The organism is Microbulbifer sp. MCCC 1A16149 (assembly GCF_050368945.1).
GTDB lineage: Bacteria > Pseudomonadota > Gammaproteobacteria > Pseudomonadales > Cellvibrionaceae > Microbulbifer.
The window spans coordinates 2,817,837-2,839,111 of sequence record NZ_CP185959.1; the positions used below are offsets into that span (position 1 = coordinate 2,817,837).

At 53.4% G+C, this 21,275-nt stretch carries 18 protein-coding genes and 1 other RNA gene; 5 read left to right on the forward strand and 14 right to left on the reverse strand.

Annotated features, from left to right (window positions below):
• Window positions 1-254 precede the first annotated feature (254 nt).
• The 3 genes from ACONT6_RS11910 to ffs all read right to left on the reverse strand — a co-directional run bounded on the left by ACONT6_RS11910 (window position 255) and on the right by ffs (window position 3,349).
• Entirely contained in the window at window positions 255-725 is a 471-nt protein-coding gene (locus ACONT6_RS11910; RefSeq protein ID WP_428818725.1) for a Dps family protein, read from the reverse strand.
• A gap of 254 nt (window positions 726-979) precedes the next feature.
• Window positions 980-2,740, reverse strand: coding sequence for a M2 family metallopeptidase (locus ACONT6_RS11915; RefSeq protein ID WP_428821508.1), 1,761 nt, complete (start codon window positions 2,738-2,740; stop codon window positions 980-982).
• 512 nt (window positions 2,741-3,252) lie between these two features.
• An RNA gene (gene ffs, locus ACONT6_RS11920) (signal recognition particle sRNA small type) lies at window positions 3,253-3,349 on the reverse strand.
• 293 nt (window positions 3,350-3,642) lie between these two features.
• Here ffs and ACONT6_RS11925 point away from each other — a divergent pair.
• Complete coding sequence (locus tag ACONT6_RS11925; RefSeq protein WP_428818726.1) at window positions 3,643-4,485, forward strand: 6-carboxytetrahydropterin synthase; 843 nt, start codon at window positions 3,643-3,645, stop codon at window positions 4,483-4,485.
• 5 nt (window positions 4,486-4,490) lie between these two features.
• Window positions 4,491-5,234: a 16S rRNA (uracil(1498)-N(3))-methyltransferase gene (locus ACONT6_RS11930; RefSeq protein ID WP_428818727.1), complete on the forward strand. Its 744-nt coding sequence runs from the start codon at window positions 4,491-4,493 to the stop codon at window positions 5,232-5,234.
• 185 nt (window positions 5,235-5,419) lie between these two features.
• On the opposite strand, the gene ald is transcribed toward ACONT6_RS11930, so the two are convergent.
• A complete protein-coding gene (ald, locus tag ACONT6_RS11935) occupies window positions 5,420-6,565 on the reverse strand; it encodes an alanine dehydrogenase (protein ID WP_181252582.1) in 1,146 nt (381 codons plus the stop codon).
• Between the two features lie 285 nt (window positions 6,566-6,850).
• On the opposite strand from ald, the gene ACONT6_RS11940 reads away from it, so the two are divergent.
• The 3 genes from ACONT6_RS11940 to ACONT6_RS11950 all read left to right on the forward strand — a co-directional run bounded on the left by ACONT6_RS11940 (window position 6,851) and on the right by ACONT6_RS11950 (window position 11,964).
• Entirely contained in the window at window positions 6,851-7,336 is a 486-nt protein-coding gene (locus tag ACONT6_RS11940) for an Lrp/AsnC ligand binding domain-containing protein (protein WP_181252581.1), read from the forward strand.
• Window positions 7,337-7,457: 121 nt separating this feature from the next.
• Window positions 7,458-8,771, forward strand: coding sequence for an efflux RND transporter periplasmic adaptor subunit (locus ACONT6_RS11945; protein ID WP_428818728.1), 1,314 nt, complete (start codon window positions 7,458-7,460; stop codon window positions 8,769-8,771).
• A gap of 16 nt (window positions 8,772-8,787) precedes the next feature.
• Window positions 8,788-11,964: an efflux RND transporter permease subunit gene (locus tag ACONT6_RS11950; protein WP_428818729.1), complete on the forward strand. Its 3,177-nt coding sequence runs from the start codon at window positions 8,788-8,790 to the stop codon at window positions 11,962-11,964.
• An 81-nt stretch (window positions 11,965-12,045) separates the two neighbouring features.
• On the opposite strand, the gene ACONT6_RS11955 is transcribed toward ACONT6_RS11950, so the two are convergent.
• The 10 genes from ACONT6_RS11955 to ACONT6_RS12000 all read right to left on the reverse strand — a co-directional run bounded on the left by ACONT6_RS11955 (window position 12,046) and on the right by ACONT6_RS12000 (window position 21,263).
• Entirely contained in the window at window positions 12,046-12,510 is a 465-nt protein-coding gene (locus ACONT6_RS11955) for a DUF962 domain-containing protein (RefSeq protein ID WP_181252578.1), read from the reverse strand.
• 116 nt (window positions 12,511-12,626) lie between these two features.
• Window positions 12,627-12,917 (reverse strand): immunity protein Tsi6 family protein, encoded by a 291-nt coding sequence (locus ACONT6_RS11960; RefSeq protein ID WP_428818730.1) that lies wholly within the window; start codon window positions 12,915-12,917, stop codon window positions 12,627-12,629.
• A gap of 54 nt (window positions 12,918-12,971) precedes the next feature.
• The gene (locus ACONT6_RS11965; RefSeq protein WP_428818731.1) at window positions 12,972-13,295 is read right to left on the reverse strand and encodes a hypothetical protein; all 324 of its coding nucleotides are present in this window, start codon (window positions 13,293-13,295) and stop codon (window positions 12,972-12,974) included.
• A gap of 119 nt (window positions 13,296-13,414) precedes the next feature.
• Window positions 13,415-13,903, reverse strand: coding sequence for a hypothetical protein (locus tag ACONT6_RS11970; RefSeq protein ID WP_428818732.1), 489 nt, complete (start codon window positions 13,901-13,903; stop codon window positions 13,415-13,417).
• A gap of 519 nt (window positions 13,904-14,422) precedes the next feature.
• Window positions 14,423-14,782 carry a hypothetical protein gene (locus ACONT6_RS11975; RefSeq protein ID WP_143735449.1) on the reverse strand — a complete coding sequence of 120 codons (360 nt, stop codon included), beginning with the start codon at window positions 14,780-14,782 and terminating at the stop codon, window positions 14,423-14,425.
• Between the two features lie 10 nt (window positions 14,783-14,792).
• The gene (locus tag ACONT6_RS11980) at window positions 14,793-16,760 is read right to left on the reverse strand and encodes a glycohydrolase toxin TNT-related protein (RefSeq protein WP_428818733.1); all 1,968 of its coding nucleotides are present in this window, start codon (window positions 16,758-16,760) and stop codon (window positions 14,793-14,795) included.
• A gap of 358 nt (window positions 16,761-17,118) precedes the next feature.
• Window positions 17,119-17,598, reverse strand: a complete 480-nt coding sequence (locus ACONT6_RS11985; RefSeq protein WP_428818734.1) for a hypothetical protein — start codon at window positions 17,596-17,598, stop codon at window positions 17,119-17,121.
• Window positions 17,599-19,554, reverse strand: coding sequence for a hypothetical protein (locus ACONT6_RS11990; protein ID WP_428818735.1), 1,956 nt, complete (start codon window positions 19,552-19,554; stop codon window positions 17,599-17,601). It abuts the gene before it with no gap.
• 273 nt (window positions 19,555-19,827) lie between these two features.
• On the reverse strand, window positions 19,828-20,484 hold the full coding sequence (locus ACONT6_RS11995) for a HyaD/HybD family hydrogenase maturation endopeptidase (RefSeq protein ID WP_428818736.1): 657 nt from the start codon (window positions 20,482-20,484) through the stop codon (window positions 19,828-19,830).
• A 266-nt stretch (window positions 20,485-20,750) separates the two neighbouring features.
• Complete coding sequence (locus ACONT6_RS12000) at window positions 20,751-21,263, reverse strand: macro domain-containing protein (protein WP_078082961.1); 513 nt, start codon at window positions 21,261-21,263, stop codon at window positions 20,751-20,753.
• Between the last annotated feature and the right edge of the window lie 12 nt (window positions 21,264-21,275).

The window sequence follows — 21,275 nt, forward strand, 5'->3', positions numbered from 1 at the left end:
AAACCTTACCCGATAAATTCAGCCAATATCGTTCATTTATTAAGCGACCTTACCGCTGACCACCCATTCAAACTATTTCGAACTGTAAATTTTATTTTTCAAAGCAGATGTCGCGCGTCACAGCGGCCCAGTATTCGCGCTCACGCTCCCCCCACCCCCTTCGCGTCGTAACTGGCAACAAAATTAAAAAAACAGATAAAAAAATGGCCCGCTGAAAGCGGGCCATTTCAAGAAACGAAGTGAAAAAATGCAGGCTACTGCGCGGTGGCCCGCAGCATCCACGCAGTTTTCTCGTGGACACGCATACGGTCTCCCACCAGCGCTGCGGTGGATTCGTCATCGGCATCCTGTGCCGCCTTCAATACTTCACGACAGGTTTTTACGACCTGTTCGTGCCCCTGGGTAAGGATGCGCACCATCTCTTCCGCCGCAGGAACATCTTCTACTTCCTTGATGGAGCTGAGCTCGGCAAATGCCTTGTAGGTACCCGGAGCGACAACATCCAGGGTACGGATACGCTCGGCGATATCATCCACCGCGGTAGCCAACTCGGTGTAATGCTCTTCAAACATCAGGTGCAGCTCACGGAACAGGCGCCCGGTAACATTCCAATGGAAGTTGTGGGTCTGCAGATACAGGGTATAGGAGTCTGCGAGGAGACGCTTCAGTCCTTCGGCAACCTGTTCGCGATCTTTCTCACCAATACCGATATCAATATTGCTCATTAGCAGCCTCTTTTTGTTGGCTCGGGTTTAATCCATTAATCAGGGCACAGTGCACGCTTGGCAGCCCTGGATATTTCATTCAGATGATGAATCCCCAAAAGGAGTTTCCACCTGATTCATATCAAGTCATCCCTAATACTATGGTCACAGATTTTTTTTCAAACCCCCGAGGCCATTGACTGTGAATATACGGTCAATAGCCTCAACCAATAAGCGCGCAATACTTTTTCATCACGCTCATCGCGCGCTCGCTATTACCAACCGCACTGACGATCCTTGTTCTGCTCCTGCAGATAAGCCATCAGTGGCTGGAAATAATCCACAATGGCGGACGCATCCAGTTCACGCTGGCCTGTAAGTGCTTCCATGGCATCCGGCCACGGCTTGCTCGCGCCCATGGCGAGCATATCGCGCAGTTTTTTACCGGCGGCATCATTTTTGAAAATGGAGCAGCGATGCAGTGGGCCAGTTTCCCCGGCGGCTTCACACAGCGCGCGATGGAACTGGTACTGCTGAATGTGCGCCAGGAAATAACGCGAGTACGGGGTATTGCCCGGAATGTGATACTTCGCACCCGGATCGAAATTCGCTTCGCTGCGCTGCACCGGGGCTTCGATACCCTGATACTCTTCGCGCAGCTTCCACCAGGCCTTGTTGTAATCCCCCGGTTTCACCTCACCGTTGAACACCTGCCAACGCCACTTGTCTACCAGCAAACCAAACGGCAGGAAAGCAATCTTGTCCAGCGCCTGCTGCATCAGGTAACCGATATCTTTGTCCGCGCCGGGAATTTCTTCCAGTAGGCCGATTTGCTTCAGGTACTTCGGCGTAATGGAGAGCGCGATGGTATCCCCGACTGCCTCGTGGAAACCATCATTGGCACCCTCTTTGTAGAGGTACGGCTGCTTGTTGTAGATACGCTGATAGAAGTTGTGTCCCAGTTCATGATGGATGGTTACCAGATCTTCACCGGTTTTATTGATGCACATCTTGATGCGGATATCGTCCTGGCCATCCAGGTTCCAGGCACTCGCGTGGCACACAACATCGCGATCACGCGGCTGCACGAATTGGGAACGCTCCCAGAAAGTTTTTGGCAGTGGCTTGAAGCCTAGGGAGGTAAAGAAGGTCTCCCCCGCCTTCACCATATCCTTCTCACTCATGCCGGAATCCACAACCAGCTTGGTGAGATCGTAGGGCGCCTGCATATCGTCGTCTTTGACGATCTCGTAAACATTGCCCCACTGTTGCGCCCACATATTGCCCAGCAGGTGCGCCGGGATTTTGCCGCTGGCTGGCGCAACGTCGTCACCGTAGTGCTCGTTCAACTTCGCGCGCACATGGCAGTGCAGCGCTTCGTACAGCGGCTTTACCTTGCCCCACTGATTATCCATATCAGCGGCGAATTCATCCGCGGGCATATCGTATTTGGAACGCCACATGACACTCAGGTTGTCGTAACCGAGTTCCTTGGCGCCGGCATTGCCGATTTCCACCTGGCGCTCGTACAGCGGCTTCATCGGCGGAGACACTTTGCGCCAGCCTACCCACAGGTCCTTGAGCAACTTGGGGTCCCGGCTGTTGGCCATCATCTGGCCCATTTCTGTCAGGGTGTAGCATTTACCTTTTTCATCACCCTCGGCAGTGTCATCCCCCGACTTTTGTTCCGGGCAGTATTTTCCCGCGCCGTACATACCCTGCATTTTTGAACCGATCTGGGCCAGCTCTGCGGTCAGCTTGGGGTCGTTCGGCGCCGGGAATACCAGGCCCTGCTTCAGCATGGTGAGCATGCGGCGGGTTTCCGGATCCAGCTTCACATCATCAAACTTGGCCGCCTCCTGGGCCAGCTCCACTGCCAGTGCGGTGTATCGCTCTACCGCCAGCGCTTCGGTGAACTGGGAATCGACATTGATGTAGGTGGACGCCAGCCAGCTCGCGTGACTGACTTCTTCTGCCACTGTCTCCAGCCGCTCCTGGGCACTGTCCAGAAAAGCCTTGGCGTCTTTTGCGTCCATTGCATCACTGGCACCATCGGCCTGGGCCACTGTGCCTGCACTGGTATTGTCAGCCCCGTAGGACACTTCTGTGGCGGAGGACGGCACTGGTGCCTGAGCTCCAGATTTGTCGTTTCCGCTATCGCAACCTGCTGCAGCCGCAGCAGCGGCGACGGCGATGACCAAGGCTAGTTTTTTCATCGGTATCCTCTGGTGTCTTTATTGAATTATTGGCTGGGACCAGCCCGGATAAGGGCGAAGAGAAAATCTTTTACTGTCGCGATTTATAGCACACGGTTCTCCGATGGCGGGATGAGGCCGCAGACCAACGGAACACATCGGCACAAAATTCCCTCTAACCACGGCGATTTGGAGGATTATTTCGCAAACATGGACGGGCGAAAAATTCACTGGCGAGGCAGTTGACCAGAAAGTACACAGCCGCGCGCAAAGACAACCGCGGTCAGAGACGGATAAACAATGAGAGAGGGAGAATCGGGGTGGGCAGGAAGCCCGGAGGAAATTGGAGGCAGCCCAACCAGCACACCCCCGGCACATGATGTCACTGCTACCGTTGCTCCCTTCCGGGCCTGGCGGGGTTCACAGCTGATCATTGCGAGGAGACCGGAAGGGCCGCCACAACGCTCGAGCACTCAGGCTAGCACTAATCGACAGCTGTCGCTGTCCGGCTACCACCCTGGAGCCAGTCGCCATATAACGACCTGCGCTCGAAGAGGGCGCGATTATAGAGACTCGTGGCGCCAGTATCCAGCCCCAATTTGGTTCACGACAAAATAGTTAATGCAGGGCAGGGAAAAACCTCCCACCAAAGCGCCAAATTGCCATGGCAAAAAGCTATACTGTGCGGCGCCCGAATCCGGGCCCTTCGTCCATTTCTCAGCCACCTTCTGACCGGAAACCTTATGCACCTGTTTGTCGACAGCCTCACCAACGTGGATTTCAGTTATCTCCACCGCAGCCGCGGCATCGTTGGCGAAACCTGGCTGGCCAACGCCGCCCTCGACGGTGCTCTGGACGAGCAGGGCATGGTGTGCGATTTCGGCATCGTGAAGAAAACCCTGCGCAACTGGCTGGATACAGAGCTGGACCACCGCCTGCTGGTACCCACCCGGTCCCCACAGCTGTCCATTGAACAGCGCGAAGATGGCATCCAGCTGGAGTGGAAGCTCGACAGCGGTGAGACTATTTCCGTCGGCGGGCCGGCCCAGGCCTTCGCCCTGGTGGCTGCCGAGTCGATCACGCCCGAGTCGGTGGCGACCTGGTGCGTGGGCGAGCTGGATGGCATCTTTCCCACCAGTGTGGATAAGCTGCACCTCGGTTTCACCAGCGAAGCGATCGATACGCCTTTTTATCACTACAGCCACGGGCTGAAGAAACACGACGGAAACTGCCAGCGGATTGCCCACGGACACCGCTCGCGCATCCGCATCGATGTCGACGGACAACGCAGCCCGCAACTGGAAAGCGAATGGGCAGAGCGCTGGGCAGATATTTACCTGGGCACCCGAGAAGACCTGCAGTCCGAGTCCGAGCAGACTTTGCACTTCGCCTACAGTGCGCGCCAGGGGGCCTTTACTCTCAGCATCCCGGCAGACCGCTGTGAAATCCTCGAATGTGATACCACGGTGGAACAGCTGGCCCAGTACATGGCTGATCAGCTGGCCACTGCGCACCCGGGCCGCGAGATTCAGGTGCGCGCCTACGAGGGTATCGGCAAGGGCGCCATCGCCTCGGCGAAGCGCTAACCCTTGTGAACCTGATCCTTTTAGAGCCCGGTGATTTTCTCGATTCCGGCCTGGCGGGCGAGCCTGGTTCGCCGGTAATTACCACACTTCGCGGCCGCCGTTTCCAGCATATCACCGAGGTACACCGGGCCGATGTGGGGGACACCCTCAAGGTCGGGCTGCTCGATGGACAAATGGGCGAAGGGGAAGTGGTCGAGCACCGCGAGGGCCAGATCACCCTGCGGGTATCCCTGCACCGCGCACCGCCGCCGCCCCTGCCGCTCACCCTGATCCTCGCCCTGCCCCGCCCCAAAATGCTGAAGCGCACCATTCAGCACGCCACCGCGCTCGGGGTAAAACAGCTTTACCTGATCAATGCTTACCGGGTGGAGAAATCTTACTGGCAGAGTCCCTGGCTGAGCGAGGAAAAACTCCGCGAACAGTGTGTGCTTGGGCTGGAGCAGGCGGTAGATACCGCAATGCCGAAGATCGAATTACGCAAACGCTTCAAACCGTTTGTGGAAGATGAGTTGCCCGATATTGCCGCTGGCTCCCGCAAACTGGTAGCGCATCCGGTAACCGACACCCCGTGCCCGGTAGATATCCCGGACCAGACCACCCTGGCAGTAGGTCCAGAGGGCGGCTTCATTCCTTACGAAGTAGAAAAATTGCAGGAAGCGGGCTTTGAATCCGTGCACCTGGGACCGAGAATCCTGCGCGTGGAAACGGCGCTGCCGGTATTGCTGGCCCGACTGTTTCCTGGCCGATAGCCCCTCTACCAAAACTCCCCCAAACCTCTCCGCAAAAATCAGCCGCAATAAACCCGCTGTAATAAAAAAGCCGCGCTAAAAAGCGCGGCTGCAATGGCAGTCAAGACACTGCCGGGTCTCACAGAGCGGGGTGTGGGGACACCCCAAGAGAACTGATGATTGCCTGTTCAGTTCCGGGTAGCGACTTAAGCCGCTACTTCAGAATCTACTGCAGATTTCTGCAAAGCCAGTTTCGGGTCGACGTACTCGTACCCCAGCACATCTGCCACCGCCTTGTAGGTCACCATACCGGCGTGCACGTTCAGGCCTTCCAGCAGGTTGGCGTCATCCAGCAGCGCCTGCTTGGCACCTTTGTTGGCCAGAGAAACAGCGAACGGCAGGGTCGCATTGTTCAGGGCCATGGTGGAGGTACGGGCAACACCGCCGGGCATGTTGGCAACACAGTAGTGCACCACGCCGTCTACCACGTAAGTAGGCTCCTGGTGGGTAGTGGCTTTGGAGGTTTCGAAACAACCGCCCTGGTCGATCGCAACGTCCACAACCACCGCACCTTTCTTCATGCGGCTGATATGGTCGCGGGTCAGCAGCTTCGGAGCCGCAGCGCCCGGGATCAGTACCGCACCGACAACCAGGTCAGCTTCCAGCGCGTGCTTTTCAATGGCATCGTTGGTGGAGTATTCGGTGCGCACAGCGCCACCGAAGATATCGTCCAGCTGTCGCAGGCGCGGCAGGGAGCGATCAAGGATGGTCACGTCAGCACCCATACCCAACGCCATTTTTGCCGCCTGGGTACCTACTACACCACCGCCGATAATCAGCACTTTGGCCGGCGCTACGCCGGGCACACCGCCCAGCAGTACGCCGAGGCCGCCCTGGGCTTTTTCCAGGTGGTGGGCACCGCACTGTACGGACATACGGCCGGCGACTTCAGACATGGGCGCCAGCAGCGGCAGGCCACCGAAGCGGTCGGTTACGGTTTCATAAGCGATACAGGTCGCACCGGACTTCACCAGCAGTTCAGTCTGCTTGGGATCGGGCGCGAGGTGGAGATAGGTGTACAACAGCTGGCCGGGACGCAGCATTTCGCATTCGTGGGGCTGAGGCTCTTTTACCTTCACGATCATGTCGGCAGTGGCGAAGATTTCTTCCGCGCTGTCGATGATCTTGGCTCCAGCCTGCTCATACATTTCATCGGTAAAGCCAATGGCTGAACCGCCATCTTTCTGCACGATCACGTCGTGACCATGGCCGATCAGCTCGCGTACGCTCGCCGGGGTCAGGCCGATACGGTACTCGTGGTTCTTAATTTCTTTTGGGACACCGATCAACATAACGAATCTCCTCAATTACTCTGTGAGCGCAGTCTCGTGCGCCCCTTCTTTTGTTGGATTTCCGCAGTATAGGACCCTCTTTTGAGTGGATTTCTGGACATTTTTAAATATCATTAGTGGAATCCACTAGTAATTTGGCGTAGAGAACGTTTTTTAGCCAAACAAGACCAAAATTTGCGCCACAGACAAGTCAAGTCGGCTATTTAGCCGTCTTTCCCTGCATCGTGGAGGGCGGCTAGCAACCAGAATGACCAATAAGTCAGAACGTCGGAGACAGAGAGTGAAATGAAAAGGCGTGCCAGTGAACTCAGCACCATCGACCGCAACATCCTGCGCGTATTGCAGAAAAACGGTCGCACCAGTTACGCAGAGCTCGCCCGCCAGGTGGGCCTGACAGCCACCCCCTGTGTGGAGCGGGTAAAGAAAATGGAATCCGACGGGGTGATCCAGGGCTACACCGCACTGATCAACCCCGAGTACCTGGATGCGGCGCTGGTGGTATTTGTGCAGATCCGCCTGAACCGCTCTGCCCAGGACGCATTCGAAGATTTTCGCACCGCGGTATCTGCCCTGCCCGAGGTCCAGGAGTGCTACCTGGTCTCGGGGAATTTCGATTACCTGATCAAGGCCCGGGTGGCGGACATGAGCGCCTACCGCAAATTTTACGGGGAGACCCTGCTCACCCTGCCGGAGGTGCAGGAATGCACCAGCTATGTGGTGATGGAGCAGGTAAAGGAGACCCTGGAGGTTCCGGTACATTACAACCGCTGAACAAGCTGCAATCACGTCAACAAGCATCAATTACGCGCCAACTATTGGACAAACGACCACCGCCCAACGCGCCAGCCTCTACGATTAGTGGAGATAGGTTTTTTAACTCACGTTGCGGGTAATGATGTACCAACCTCTACGTAACCAGCTCCATTGGCGGAATCTTGTTTTCCTGGCCTGTCTGCTGCCCGTCGGCTGCGGGGACAAGGAAGCGGCAAAACCAACACCACCGCCGAAAAAAGTAGAGGTGGTTGAAGCCAAGCGCATGAGCTTCAGGCCCAGCTTTGAAGTGCCCGCGGTGGTGGAAGCCGTGGAAACCGCGCAGATTTTTCCCCTGGTCGCTTCGAGGATCCTCTATCAAAACATCGAGCCGGGTAAGTATTTCAAGCGGGGAGAGGAACTGGTAAGGCTTGACCCTTACCCGTTCGAGACCGCGGTTGCGACGGCGGAGTCGAGCGTCGCCGAAGCGATGTCCAATTATGAGGAGGCAAGGTCCAACTTCAGTCGCGCACGCAACCTGCGCCCGCAGGGGTATATCTCTGCGAAAGACTTCGATACCGCAAAATCCGAAATGCAGGCAGCGGAAGCAAAGCTCAACACGGCGCAAACCGCGCTCAGCCAGGCGAGACAGGATCTGTCTCATACCTCTATCGTTGCGCCATTTTCCGGTCGTGTCGGACATCCAAACTATGCGGTAGGCGACTTCTTCATACTTCCGAACTCGGTACCGATTACCCAGCTCGTCAAAATAGACCCGGTGTATGTGCTCGCCCATATCGGCCAGAAGGCATACAACGAGTTTTACAGCGCGGTGGAGAAGCTGAAACAGCAAGGACGCGCCATTCCCAATATGGAGCTCTACATCGTGTTACCCGGTGACACCGTGTACCCGTTCAAGGGGGAATTTTTCTCCTGGGATGCCACGGCCGCCTCAACCCGGGGAACCATCGCCGCGCGCGTCTTGTTCCACAACCCCGACGGCCTGCTTCTACCCAAAGAAAATGTCACGCTGCACGGCAAGTTACTGGAGGAAGTGCAACGCATCGTCATTCCCCAGAAAGCAGTCTCCCAAGATCAGCAGGGTCACTACGTCTACCTGCTGGACAAAGAAAATAAAGTGAAGCGGGCGAATATCGAAGTTGGTATGCGCATCGGCCCCAACTGGGCGGTGCGCAAAGGGCTCAATGTCGGCGACCGGGTGCTCGTCGAGGGCCTCCAGAAAGTCAGCGCCGGCGATGCCGTGGAAGTCACTCCGGTAGACATCAAACAGCTCGAAGACCCTGCCCCATCCAATCTCCGCCCCCCACCCCATTCACTGCGCGAGCAGCTGCGCGCGGAGCGGGAAGCATTCCGGGAATACCAGAGAGCGACCATGGAAATGCGGCAGCGGAACGAGCCGGGCGACGTCTATACGCCCTATGAAACCGGCAAGTAACCCGGGAACCTAATTCGTGAGCAGTAACGGCCACCTCTTTATTAATCGTCCGCGCTTCGCGTTTGTGATCGCCATATTGATCACATTCATGGGCCTGCTCGCAGCCATGGTGATGCCGGTAGATCAATACCCGGATATCGCGGCGCCGAAAATTTCAGTGGTCGCCACTTATCCCGGCGCCGATGCCGAGACAGTAAAAAACGCAGTTGCGATCCCCATCGAGGAACAGGTGAACGGCGCCGAGGGCATGGTTTACATGACCTCTAATTCCGGCAGCGACGGCACCTACACGCTGTTCATGACGTTCGACATGGATACCGACGACGACATGGCCCAGGTGGATGTGCAGAACCGGGTCGCACTGGCAGAGCCGTCCCTGCCACCGGAGGTATTGAAACGGGGGATCAAGGTTCGCAAACGCTCGTCTGACATGCTGATGGTTGTAAACCTGTTTTCCCCGGATGAACGGTTTGACGGCGTCTTCCTGTCTAACTTCGCTTCGCTCAACCTGCTGAACGAGCTGGCCCGGGTACCCGGTGTTGGGGAGGCAAAAATCATTGGCCCGCTGGATTACGGCATGCGTATCTGGCTCGATCCGGTGAAGATGGCGAACCTGGAAATTTCCGTTCCCGAGGTACTGGGCGCGATTCGGGAACAGAACATCCAGGCGGCCGTCGGGCAACTCGGTTCACCGCCCTCCCCCGAGTCCACCCAGTTCCAATACGTGCTTACCACCAAAGGCCGGCTGAATTCGGAAGAAGAGTTCGGAGAGATTGTGCTGCGCGCCGATGAAAAAGGCGGCGTCGTCAGGGTCAAGGATATCGCGCGTGTGGAGCTCGGTGCACAGATCTACAAAGGCTACGGCGAGTACAACAATGGCCCCGGTGTCCTGCTGGCAATTTATAAACTGTCGGACGCAAACGCACTGGAGGTTGCGGAGAATGTGAAAGCCAAGGTGGAGGAGCTTTCACAGTATTTCCCCGAGGGCGTCGAAGCGGTCATTGGACACGATACCACCGAATTTATTGCTGTCTCCCTGGAGGAGACGGTGATGACCCTGATCATGACCGTTATCCTGGTCATCATCGTGACCTACTTGTTCCTCGGTAATGTGCGTGCCGCACTGGTACCAACCCTGGCAGTACCGGTATCCATTATCGGCACTCTCGGCGTCCTCTACGCCATGGGTATGACCATCAATACGGTCACGCTATTCGGCTTGATCCTCGCCATCGGTGTAGTCGTGGACGATGCGATCATCGTCGTGGAAGACGTCGAACGTATCATGCACGAAGAAGGCCTGGACAAGCGCACCGCCACTGCCAAGGCCATGAAGGAAGTGTCGGGCCCTATTGTCGCTACCTCGATGGTGCTGCTCGCGGTATTCGGGCCAACAATGTTACTGCCGGGCATGACCGGCAGGATGTTCGGGCAATTTGGCACCACCATTACGATCGCGGTGCTGATCTCCATGATCAATGCACTGACACTGAGCCCGGCACTGTGTTCAACGGTACTGAAGGAAGGCCATCACAAGCCCAACCCGGTGATTCGCGGCTTCAACTGGGGCTTTGAAAAGGTCTCCGCCGGATACCTCAAAATCGTGGACTGGCTCGCCCGCCATATACTCCTGAGCCTGGTAATCATCGCTGGCCTCTTCGTCTGCCTGGTTCTTATGTTCCAGACGGTTCCGAGGAGCTTTATCCCCGATGAGGACAAGGGCTTCTTCATGGTCGATGTCCAGCTGCCGGAAGCCGCAGCGCTGGATCGCACAGCGAAAGTCATCGACCAGATCAATGAAGTACTGATGGAAGACCCGGCCATCGACAAAGTACTTTCCGTTAACGGGTTCAGCCTGCTCAACGTGATGCTGCAATCAAACGCGGGCATGGTGATCGCCAAGCTGAAACCCTGGGATGAACGCAAATCCCCCGAGGTATCACAACAGGCACTTCAGGCAAAATACCAGGCGCAGTTTGCCCAGCTGCCCGAAGCCCAGGTACTGGTCTTTGGCGCTCCAGCAATTCCCGGCCTGGGCGCCATGGCCGGCTTCTCGTTTATGCTCGAAGACACACAGGGGGTCGGCGCCCAGGAACTGTTTAAGGTGGTACAGGACTTTTCCGCCGCCGCTACCGAGCAGCCAGAAATAGCCCGCGCTTTCTCCATTTTCAAGGCCGGCTCGCCCCAGATCCGCCTGGATATTGACCGCGTAAAAGCCAAAACGCTGGGCGTAAAGATCAGTGATATTTTCATGACATTGCAGACCCAGCTCGGGGCGATCTACGTCAATGACTTCAACCTGTACAACAAGACCTTCAAGGTCATGGTGCAGGCCGAGTCCCGGTTCCGTCAGCAGGAGAGGGACCTCGAGAAAATCTACGTCACCAACAACAAGGGCGAACCCATCCCCCTGCCGGCCATCCTGAGCACCGAGCCCATTCTCGGCGCAGTGACACTCAAGCGATACAATACCTACGATTCAGCAAAAATCAGCGGCGGCCCCAATGTTGCCGGCGGCTTCAGCTCCGGGGATGCCATGGATGCGCTCGAGCGCGTCGCGATAGAGACACTGCCCGCCGGCTTCAAATACGACTGGTCCGATTCCAGTTATGAGGAGCGCAAAGCCGGCAACGCGTCCACCATTGCCCTGGTACTCTCGCTGATATTCACCTTTCTGTTCCTGGCAGCGCTCTACGAATCCTTCCTGACGCCACTCGCGATTATCCTCTCGGTCCCCATCGCTATCGTCGGTGCCATTGCAGCGCTGATCATTGCTGGAGAACCCCTCAGCCTGTACGGCCAGATTGGGCTGGTACTGCTGGTCGCCCTGGCCGCGAAAACCGCGATCCTGATCGTGGAATTCGGCAAAACCCAGCGCGAAGTGGAAAGACTGTCGCTGCACGATTCCACGGTCACCGCCGCAAAATTGCGCTTCCGCCCCGTCATCATGACGACCCTGTCGTTTGTGGTGGGCACCATTCCTCTTGTGATTGCATCCGGTGCCGGTGCCGCCAGCCGGATATCGCTCGGTACCGCGGTGATGGGCGGCACCATCATGGCGTGTATCGCCGGTACACTACTGGTACCCATTTTCTTCAAAATTGTTCAGGGGCTGCGCGAAAAGGTACATCGGGGAGAAACGGGAGGAAGGAATCGTCCGGAAGAAAATCCGGAGCAGACAACCCAGCACTAAGTGAGCCGCCACATGGGCAGCAAGCTGGTTGCTCCTGGGAGATACGGGTACCGACTGCTGACCGGTACCCGGAAGCGGTTCTCAGTAGTTGATACCGAGCTTGCGATACAGGAAGCCAATCACCCAGGCCGGGCCGATCAGCAGGAACTGCAGGTCCTTGAAGAAAGAAGGCTTCTTACCCTCGATATGGTGCCCCACGAACTGGAACACCCACATCACCACAAACAGCCCCACGGACCACCACAACACACTCTGCCCACTCCGCTCCAGCGCACTGCAAGCACCCAGGCAAAGCAGCGAAAGTGCGATCATTCCCAGTGCCAGGGGAAATGACATCAACAAGTAAAACAGCATCGTGGGTATCAGGGCCACCACCGCCCAGTTCAACCAGACCAGCTCCGCCATCCACTGGGGCTGGGGAATGGACCAGAAGAGCCCAACAACCGTCAGATAAATCAGGGGCACCGCCACCCAGTGAATGGCTTTATTGGTGGAATTCTGGTGGCTCTCGCCGTATTCGCTGAACCATTGGTCTGCTGTACGCATGGCTTACCCTCGCCTTGGTTGTTATTGGATTGGCTTTTGGGATGGTACAGGAGAACCAAAACAGACCAAATGGTCACGAAATTTCTGCGCGGATAAAAATGGGGACTTACAGCCCTTCAGTAAAGAAGCTCAGCAACACGATTTAGCTTAGCTTTAAGCTTGAGCTCATCCGGACTGGAAAATTCCCTCGATGATAGAATACCAAATGTAAGAGGACTTCGTGTATTGATGCTTTCCAGCGGGTTCCTTCCATGCTCAGCCTCAGTAAAAACAAAGTTCATTTGCGCACGAATGGAATCTAAAACCGCACTCTTTCCATACAGATCTTCAAAAGCAGATATTGCTGCCAACGCATCAACTGCCCGACATTTTAGCTCTACAAGGTCTATTGAAATGGCATTGCGCATAATGGGATCCTGTGAACAAATACCCAACTTAGAAAACCTTTATATACAGAAACGTCATCGAGGTTGAATAGAAGAATTGTAAACCTTTCCAGGAGATTTTTTCTCAACCACACACCAGCATTTTTTGCAGAAAATCATATTTCTGAATCTATCCAGAAATAAATAATCCGGAATGTTAAAATTATCCTCAATTAACACGAAATCGATATCGTCTTCAGAAAGCAATATATTACCCACAGCCTTATCGGGGATAACCCCTGTAGCCCAATCAAATTCGGCTCCGCTTTTCTCTAAAAAGTTCACTATTGGCACTAAGTGACTGCAAACAGATAGCCTCGTTGCAGGCTCAAATGGAGACTCAACAATTTCTATCTTCATGGTTTTCTATCCAAACCGGCCCTAAATGAATTTAATGCAGGCCAGCTACAAATACCTGATGAACGAATATTCAAATTGAACAAACAAGATTTCACGGAATGGACAAATACTGACCAATATCAGAGTAATTTACGAAGTATATCTAGTAGCCCACCTTCACGAAGCACTTGATCAGTAAGTTGCTTCTCTTGATACCCGTAGGAACTTCCATATGGCTTTCGGCTAAAATTTTTCCACGAAATGCCCTTCTGATATCTAGCCCCACAATTCATATCTCGAGAAATTTTCAGGTCTTCGCAATCAAATTTATCGACGACGTGATACTTTCCAGCGGAAATTCCACCCTCGGCTGACGACCTCCAAATTGAGCTCTCGACTGTGTCAATAAACCAAGCAACGGAACTTAACGGAAATTCTGACTGGTAAACGTCCAATCCTGGCTCATCTTCCATACTTGGAACTAGCGACGGGCCTTTTGAAATCAAATATAGTAGTTTATCGGAAACCAAAACAAATAGCTCTTGCCCCTCAAACCCCAAATTCGGAAGCCTAGAAACCAGCCGATAACCTGCAGGTAAATCATTAGTGTTTAGCATTTCAATCACCATCAATCAAACTTGCAAGCAAAATTTTTACTTCACCAATTTTCGACTTACTTGCCCTGCTATATTTATTTCAGAACTAACACTTATGGCCAACATCGGACTTTGAAACACCTAAAAACTGTCACACCCCAAAATGCACGATATCCTCAATAATTTCGAGCTCTTTATCTATAAACTTTCTAAAAAACTCACCTCTACTATTCTCACCTCGGATATATTTCTTTGCGAAAATTGCCAAATTATCAAGAGCATCGCCATGCTCAGCCAGACCAGTCCCGCTATCCACTGATGCTGAGGAGTGGACCAGAAAAGACCGACAACCGCCAAGTAAATCAGGGACACTGCCACCCAGTGAACGGTGTTATTGAGGGATTAGCATTTTGGATAGTACTACAAGCGGGAGCTAGACCGAAAAAGTCACGCAGGCTCTTCGTGCCAATGACGGATTGTCCGAGACTAGCATTTGCAAATAACAAAGATGCCCACTCAAAACACTGCATTCAATATACTAAAACTCTACCGCTACAATAGGTACAAACCAATTAAATTTGCCATATACCTCCCCGGCTGATACTCACCGGATGAAAGAACTATTAACGTCTTTTCACTGCAATGATCACACGAGCTAATTTGAAACTGGAGGGGCAATCCATCTATCTTGTAGAAAGTAGTACCTGCCACAGAAACCGCCTTCACCCCATCTAGAGTAGCAACGACTTCTTCAGGGTTAGCTGCAGTAAGCCCACTCAATGGACGCCCGCCAACCACCCTTGATACAGATGAATCACCACATGATAAACACTTGCAAGAAAAATCTTTCTCTATAAACCCCCTTTCATCTCCATCGTATAGTTTTATCGTTTTTTTTAAATGGTTTTCCAAAATTTCCATCCTATTTAGGAGCAATTACTCCAGCCTCCAATAAGTCATCGATATTTGCCGGGAGTTCATATTGAACCCCCATCCCGGGCTCCCCGAACCAAGGAATAGCCGGACTGGCTTCGACTTCGAACTCTTTAAGTACAACATACTGGTTATAAGGCTTATTAAGTGTGTTGTCAGGTAAAGCCCTAGAAGGAAATGACTCACCTATTGGTGAAACAAACGTCCCTTTGTCATGAAATCCTAAGTCGTCTACCCAACCTCCATAGCGATCAATTCCATCTCCCGGCTTCAACGAAAATTTACTAACATTCACCGCACCCCGATTGGGGGGCCAAGCTGACGGACCAAGTAAGCCTTGTAACTTGTCCCACTCTTGATTCTTCCAGAGCTTATAACCTTCCGAAGCTTGCGTGCTATCTTTAAAAACGCCTTTCGAACGCTTTTGAAATGTATTCCACTGATTTTCTTTACAAGTTAAGCCATAAGGATCTATCCAACCGATCGGATTAGGCGCGTAAGAATAATTGTTTATCCCTCCTTCTAAGCCAATCGGATCTTGATTTAAGAATGCGCCCTGATGTGGATCATAAAATCTAAACCGGTTGTAATGCAGTCCACTCTCTTGATCAAAATACTGCCCCTGAAAACGAATCGGCTGGGAAATTTTTTCACAATGGGCTAAGGCTAAGTTTCCATACGACTTGTAACTGACACTCCAGACCACGTCTCCATTCGCGTTGGTCAGTACATCTGGCGTGCCCAAATGATCCAGGTGATATTGATAAGTCTCACTATTTTCACTTAAGGCAACCGGCGTGAAGGTTGCCGGTTCAAAATAGTAGGTACGAGATTTCAGATCCTGGCCACTAGCAACGTCTCTCGTGGCCTCCTGTAACAGCACATCGCCATTCCAAAGAAACTCTGTGGCGGTGTCCTTTCCCTGCTTGCAAATACGCCGGCCCAGCGGATCATACTGATATTCGGTCTCCGCCAGTAGTTGCACTTTCCCTGTATCATCCAGCTTGAACTGGGAAACTGCTGTTAACTGGTGCTTGCTGTTGTAGCGGTAACGAGTCTGTAGCTTCTGACCTTTGCCACGCAATGCAGCAACACGGTTACCGTGAACATCGTACTCGTAGTGAGTATCGCCACGGAACTTGAGCCGGTTGCCGTTGATCTGAGCTGAGCCCGCCTGCTCCTTTGCTTCCTCGGCGCTGCCTGCAGCGGCGAGGATGTTGGAGGCGGGATCGTGGACGAAGTGTTCGGGATTGGGACCCTCGACCTGTGTGAGTCGATCAAGGGCATCGTAATGATAATTTCGGGTGCCGCGAAGACTGTCTTCGATACGGCTGAGCTGGCCGCTGCGGTTGTATCCGTAGGTGCGCTCCAGTAAAGGGCGAACCGGTGCAGGGTTTTCCACAGGGTCATCCGCTTTGGCGACACGCAGCTTGTGCAAGCGCCCCTGGGGGTCGTAATCGCTCTCTGTGGAAAGACCATTTCCGTGATGGCGGCGGATCTCGCGGCCGAGTTCGTTGCGATTGATCCGGGTAAGTAGTTGCTCGCTGTCTGCGCCTACGGGCAGACGATACAGGCTTTCAAATTGGCCGGCGGCGTTGTGCCCTATCCGCAGCTCCTCTCCATCCGGAAGTACCGTGGCGATGCGGTTGCCGGCGGCATCGTAGCGATGGGTAATTTTCGACTTATCCTGCCAGTCCGCGACCATGCGCCCTGCGGGGTCATACTCCCAGCGGAGCTTGCGGTGCCCGTTGTCGGCCTCGGCCATCTGCCCGGCTTTGTTGTAGCGGAAGCTGGTAACGCTGTCCGGGGTAGTTTCCTGCAACAGACGACCAAAGGGATCTCGCTCAAACAGGGTATCGATTCCCTGACCAGAAGCGGCATCGGTCACTGCCCGGCTGGCAACAAGATGGCCAGCATTGTTATAGGCATAGCGGGTGATACGGCCGTCGAAACCCACTTCTTCGATAAGGCGTTCGTTCAGGTCGTACTTCAGCTGATAGCGCTCGCCCTTTTCATTGATCAGGCCGACCAGGTTGCTCTCACCATCGTAGAGGTATTGCAGCTCGCTGCCGTCGGGATTGGTGCGGGATTTGACCTAGCACAGCCATCATTGCGGTAAACAGTTCTGCGCCCGTCAGATTGAGCAATTGTCTCTAACAATCCCACAGATTATCGGAAGCCTTGAGGGCACTCAAAAATTAACCTTAAAAAAACTTCTTTTTAATGAACGTAATGCAGGCCAGCCACATAAATAGAGAAAAACATATTCAAATAGAAAAAGTCCGGCCGTATAGACCGAACAAATCACTTCTAAACTAAATCACTTTACGAAGAATATCTAAAACCCCACCTTCAATTAGCGCCTGATCAGTAATCTGTCGCTCTTGATACCCGAAATTTCTATCAATTGGCTTTCTACTCAAATTTTTCCACGAAATCCCTTTTTGATATCTCGCGCCACAGTTCATATCTCGTGACACTTTAATTTCTTCGCCATCAATCTCTTTAACAACGTGGTATACGCCCTCCGGCAAGCCACCTTCTTTGGAGGATTTCCACAGCTGATTTTCTACTGCCTCAACGAACCAAGCAGCCGCAGTGACCGGATACACAGATTGCGCTACTTTTATCCCCGGCTCATCCTCCTTTTGAAAGCTCAAGACTGGGGATTTGCTTAATACGAAAAGATGCGTATCCGACCTTACAAAAAACAACCTTTCAGCATCAAAGCCGATATTTTCAGCCTGACCAATCATCGTATACCCGGATGGCAACCTATCAGTATGCAACAACATTTAAATGCCCTTAATAATTTTTGCAGGGATAATCTTTACTGCACCGCTTTTCTCTAGATCACCAATCGACAAGGGGTCTCTCTCAAAAGTGAAAGTTTCCACAACCCCATATTTTTGGCCAATTTCTTCAGCATATCGTGAACCCGGATCAACTTTCGTCAATCCATTCCCTGAAAATAACTCATTCGCTCCAAACTCTGACTGCACTATATGCCTAGCCACTAGAATATCTCTCTTCTGAGGATCTGAAGTGTAAACTTCGGCAAAACCAGCAACATCTTCTCTACGATGAATATTACCTCCAGTTTTACCAAATTCACTAATAAACTCCCCATAATCTTCGGAAATGGAAACATCCATTATATCATCCATTTCAACGCCCATATCAGACAATTCTTGCGCCAGCTCAGAATCACCAAAAACGGCCATATTTTCATAAGTTGGGATAAAGTTTTTTCTCTCCGCCTGCGGTGGCAACTTATCCATATCAATGATTGCAATACTAAACTTCTGATCAGGGCTAAAATCACTAATTCCAAAAAGTCCTGCCAAAAGCTCTGGATCCGAATCTGCAGCCTCTGCCATATCAAAGGTGGTCGCCCAGTACGGAGCTCTACCTGAGGGCCGAGGAAACCCCATTGTTTTATTTTTTATGGATGCTGGATCGCCAAATACTAGCCGCATATAAAAACGATCATTTAGCTCTCCTTTACTAACAATGTCTAAAAGCTCAGTATCTTTATATTTTGGTTTATATCCGCCCGCCTGTATCTTGATCCTTGCTTCCGAAAGTCGTTTCTCTGCCTCGTCCAAGGACACTGGTGGTCCTCGTCGAACTGAACCAGATGAGGCCGTTTTTTTTGAGTGCTCAGTGCTAGATACTCTCTTTTGAACTTCATCAGAACGAAAATCTGAAAATGAAGCACTTTCAGACTTAACACCTTTATACTTCTTCAGTCGCTTGCGCTGCTTCTGATACTTGGCAAAATCCAGGATCAGATCGCCTACATCCTTGAAGCGGAACATCAGGCGCGCATTTTTGGCCATGGCTGCGGCGCCGCCGACGCCGCCGGTAAAAGCGGCAAGTACGATGGTGAGAATAATTTCAAATACACCGCCACCGGCAAACTCTGAAATCTCCAGGCTGTGCTGCGCTTTTACGTAATCCTTGGCAAACCGGGAAATGTCACTGCGCAGGCCATCGTCGTCATAGACCAGGTGTGCTATTTCGAACGCCTGCTCGAGCTGCTCTACCGTAATGGTGCTCGGATCGAACCCGAGTACGTCGACAATTTCTTTTTTAACTTTTCCCATGTATTCACGGGATGAGGCTTCAAAGCTTTTGTCGTGTGCGTAGTAATCATAGGTAGCACTCGCCAGCTGCGTTTGCATGCGGATCGGGTTGACCAGCAAAGCCACTTCGGCGATGTCTTTGGTCCACACCACCAGGTCCCACCCGGCCTGCCCCAGGCCTTTGGCCACCTGGCTTACCTGGGCGCCCAGTTTTTCAAGCTCGTTGCGCTTCTGGTGTACGGCGTCAATACGGGCCGCTTCCGCACGTTCCTCGGCAATAATCTTCTGCAGGGCCATTCGGATACGGCTGCGCAGGCTGGTCTGTCGCTCGTCCAGCACCGGCTCACCCAGGGGTGCCTCTTCGACCAGTATTCTGCGCTGGCGTACCGCGGTGTAGACCTCAATATGGTCGCGGGAGAAGTGTGTCGGCAAGCCCGGAAACTGCTGGGTATGCAACAGATCCTGCGTTAGTTCGGCGTGGCCGAACGAGCTGACGAGGGCGCTATGGGCGAGGAAACGATCAAAAATCTGGTCAAGTATTGCGGGGGAGAAGGTCGCGAGCAGATCCGCGGAAAAGTCATTGTCAAAAACAGTCGGTGACGAGGACCAGCCCTCGCTGACCAGAAAGCGCTCGCCGCGTTGATTTTCAACGTAAATATGCATGAAATATCCCTTTCCACACGCAGATCAGAGGATGAAATATCTGCGTAAATCCATAAGGGAAGAATTCTAAAAGAAGAGTAGATACCCGCAAAGCCGGACAGGGGGAATAATTCCAAATATTGGAAAAAATTCGGAAAATATCTGGGAGCCCCCTCCTGACTGGTACGGAAGTACCTTATCAGGAGAGGTAAAGTTTCAATTCTGGCAATTATTGCCGAGAGAATGCGGAACTGTGGATTTCCATGGGGACCTGCACGGATTGTCGGGCGAACTTCAACCCCGCTGGAAACTCCGCGAAGGAAAAAATCGGGTGTCTCCATTCCGGTAGGAGAAGGGTTCCTCAGAGCCGCCTTCGTCAGTCGTGTCCTGGGAGCAAGGCAGCGCCACCAGGGACTCCATTGCATCGCGGCGCAGCACGGGCTTGATCCCGCGCAACACAAGAAACGCGAGCGCCGCCTCAACCGCGGGTTCTATGCAGTTTTTCACTATGGGGGTCAGACCTCCGCCAAACTCTTCCAGCTGCTGCGGCTGCGCTCCGATCAGAAGGATTTCCCGCGGGTAATGACCGGTGAGCTGGGCAATTGCCAGCACGTCCTGAAATCCAGTCTGGTGCAGGCTCATCTGCTTGGCTCCGAGAAATTGCGGCACCTCGTCATCCCGTACCAGTTTTATGGTGCCGGGCTCAAGGCCATAGTCCACCGCATCAAACACAATAAGTGCGTCGGCCTGCTGGATATGATGCATCAGATATATGCACTGTGTGCCGCCATCCATCAGCGTGACCTCAGCATGGCAGCGAGAAAAATCGCAGACGGCATGCATGTGTTCGACGCAGCGCACGCCAAATCCTTCATCGGCCCACAGCAGGTTGCCGATACCGAGAATCAATACGCGTTTTTTGGATGTTGCAGTGTGCGAAGGCTTTCGCATGGGAGCTCCCGGTTGTCTTTATTCTTACCTATTTTTACCGTGTAACCGTACGGTTTCAGTTACGAGAGGATAGCAACTCGCACAGGGGTTGCCGGGCAATCGGGAAAACACTGGCGTCTGGAATCCTCTGCCTTAGAAAAATCGGCATCGGATTAGTGGTGTGTGGGGAAAGGAGAGCGAAACGCGCGGAAATAAAAGCGTGCAAAGTACAACAAGTGGCGCGGACCGATCGGAGTCAGCCCGCGCCACTCTGGATGGTTTACCGGCTATCGTCGCACGCAGGCATCCAGCTGCATCCTGTACAGCTCGGCCATATCATCGTCGATACAACAGAAAATTACATGGCGCGGGCCATCGTCTCGATCGAGATGGTTTTGCACCTGATCTACAGCTATTTCTACAGCAAGCTCCGGAGGGTAGTCGTAAACGCCACAGCTGATGGCGGGGAAGGCAATGGAGTGGAAATTATCGCGGCGCGCCAGCGCCAGGCATTGACGATAGCATCCGGCGAGCAGTTCTGGCTCGCCCAGGTTTCCGCCGCGCCAGACCGGGCCGACCGTATGGTATATACGCTTGACCGGCAGTCGGTAGCCCGGAGTGGATCGCACATCCCCTACCGGGCAGCCGCCAATGCGACGACAGGCCTCGAGTAATTCCGGGCCTGCGGCGCGATGGATAGCGCCGTCGACTCCGCCACCACCCTGGAGCCTCTGGTTGGCTGCATTGACGATTACATCTACGTGCAACCGAGTGATATCACCGAGGTGTACTTCGATCACTCTCTATACTCC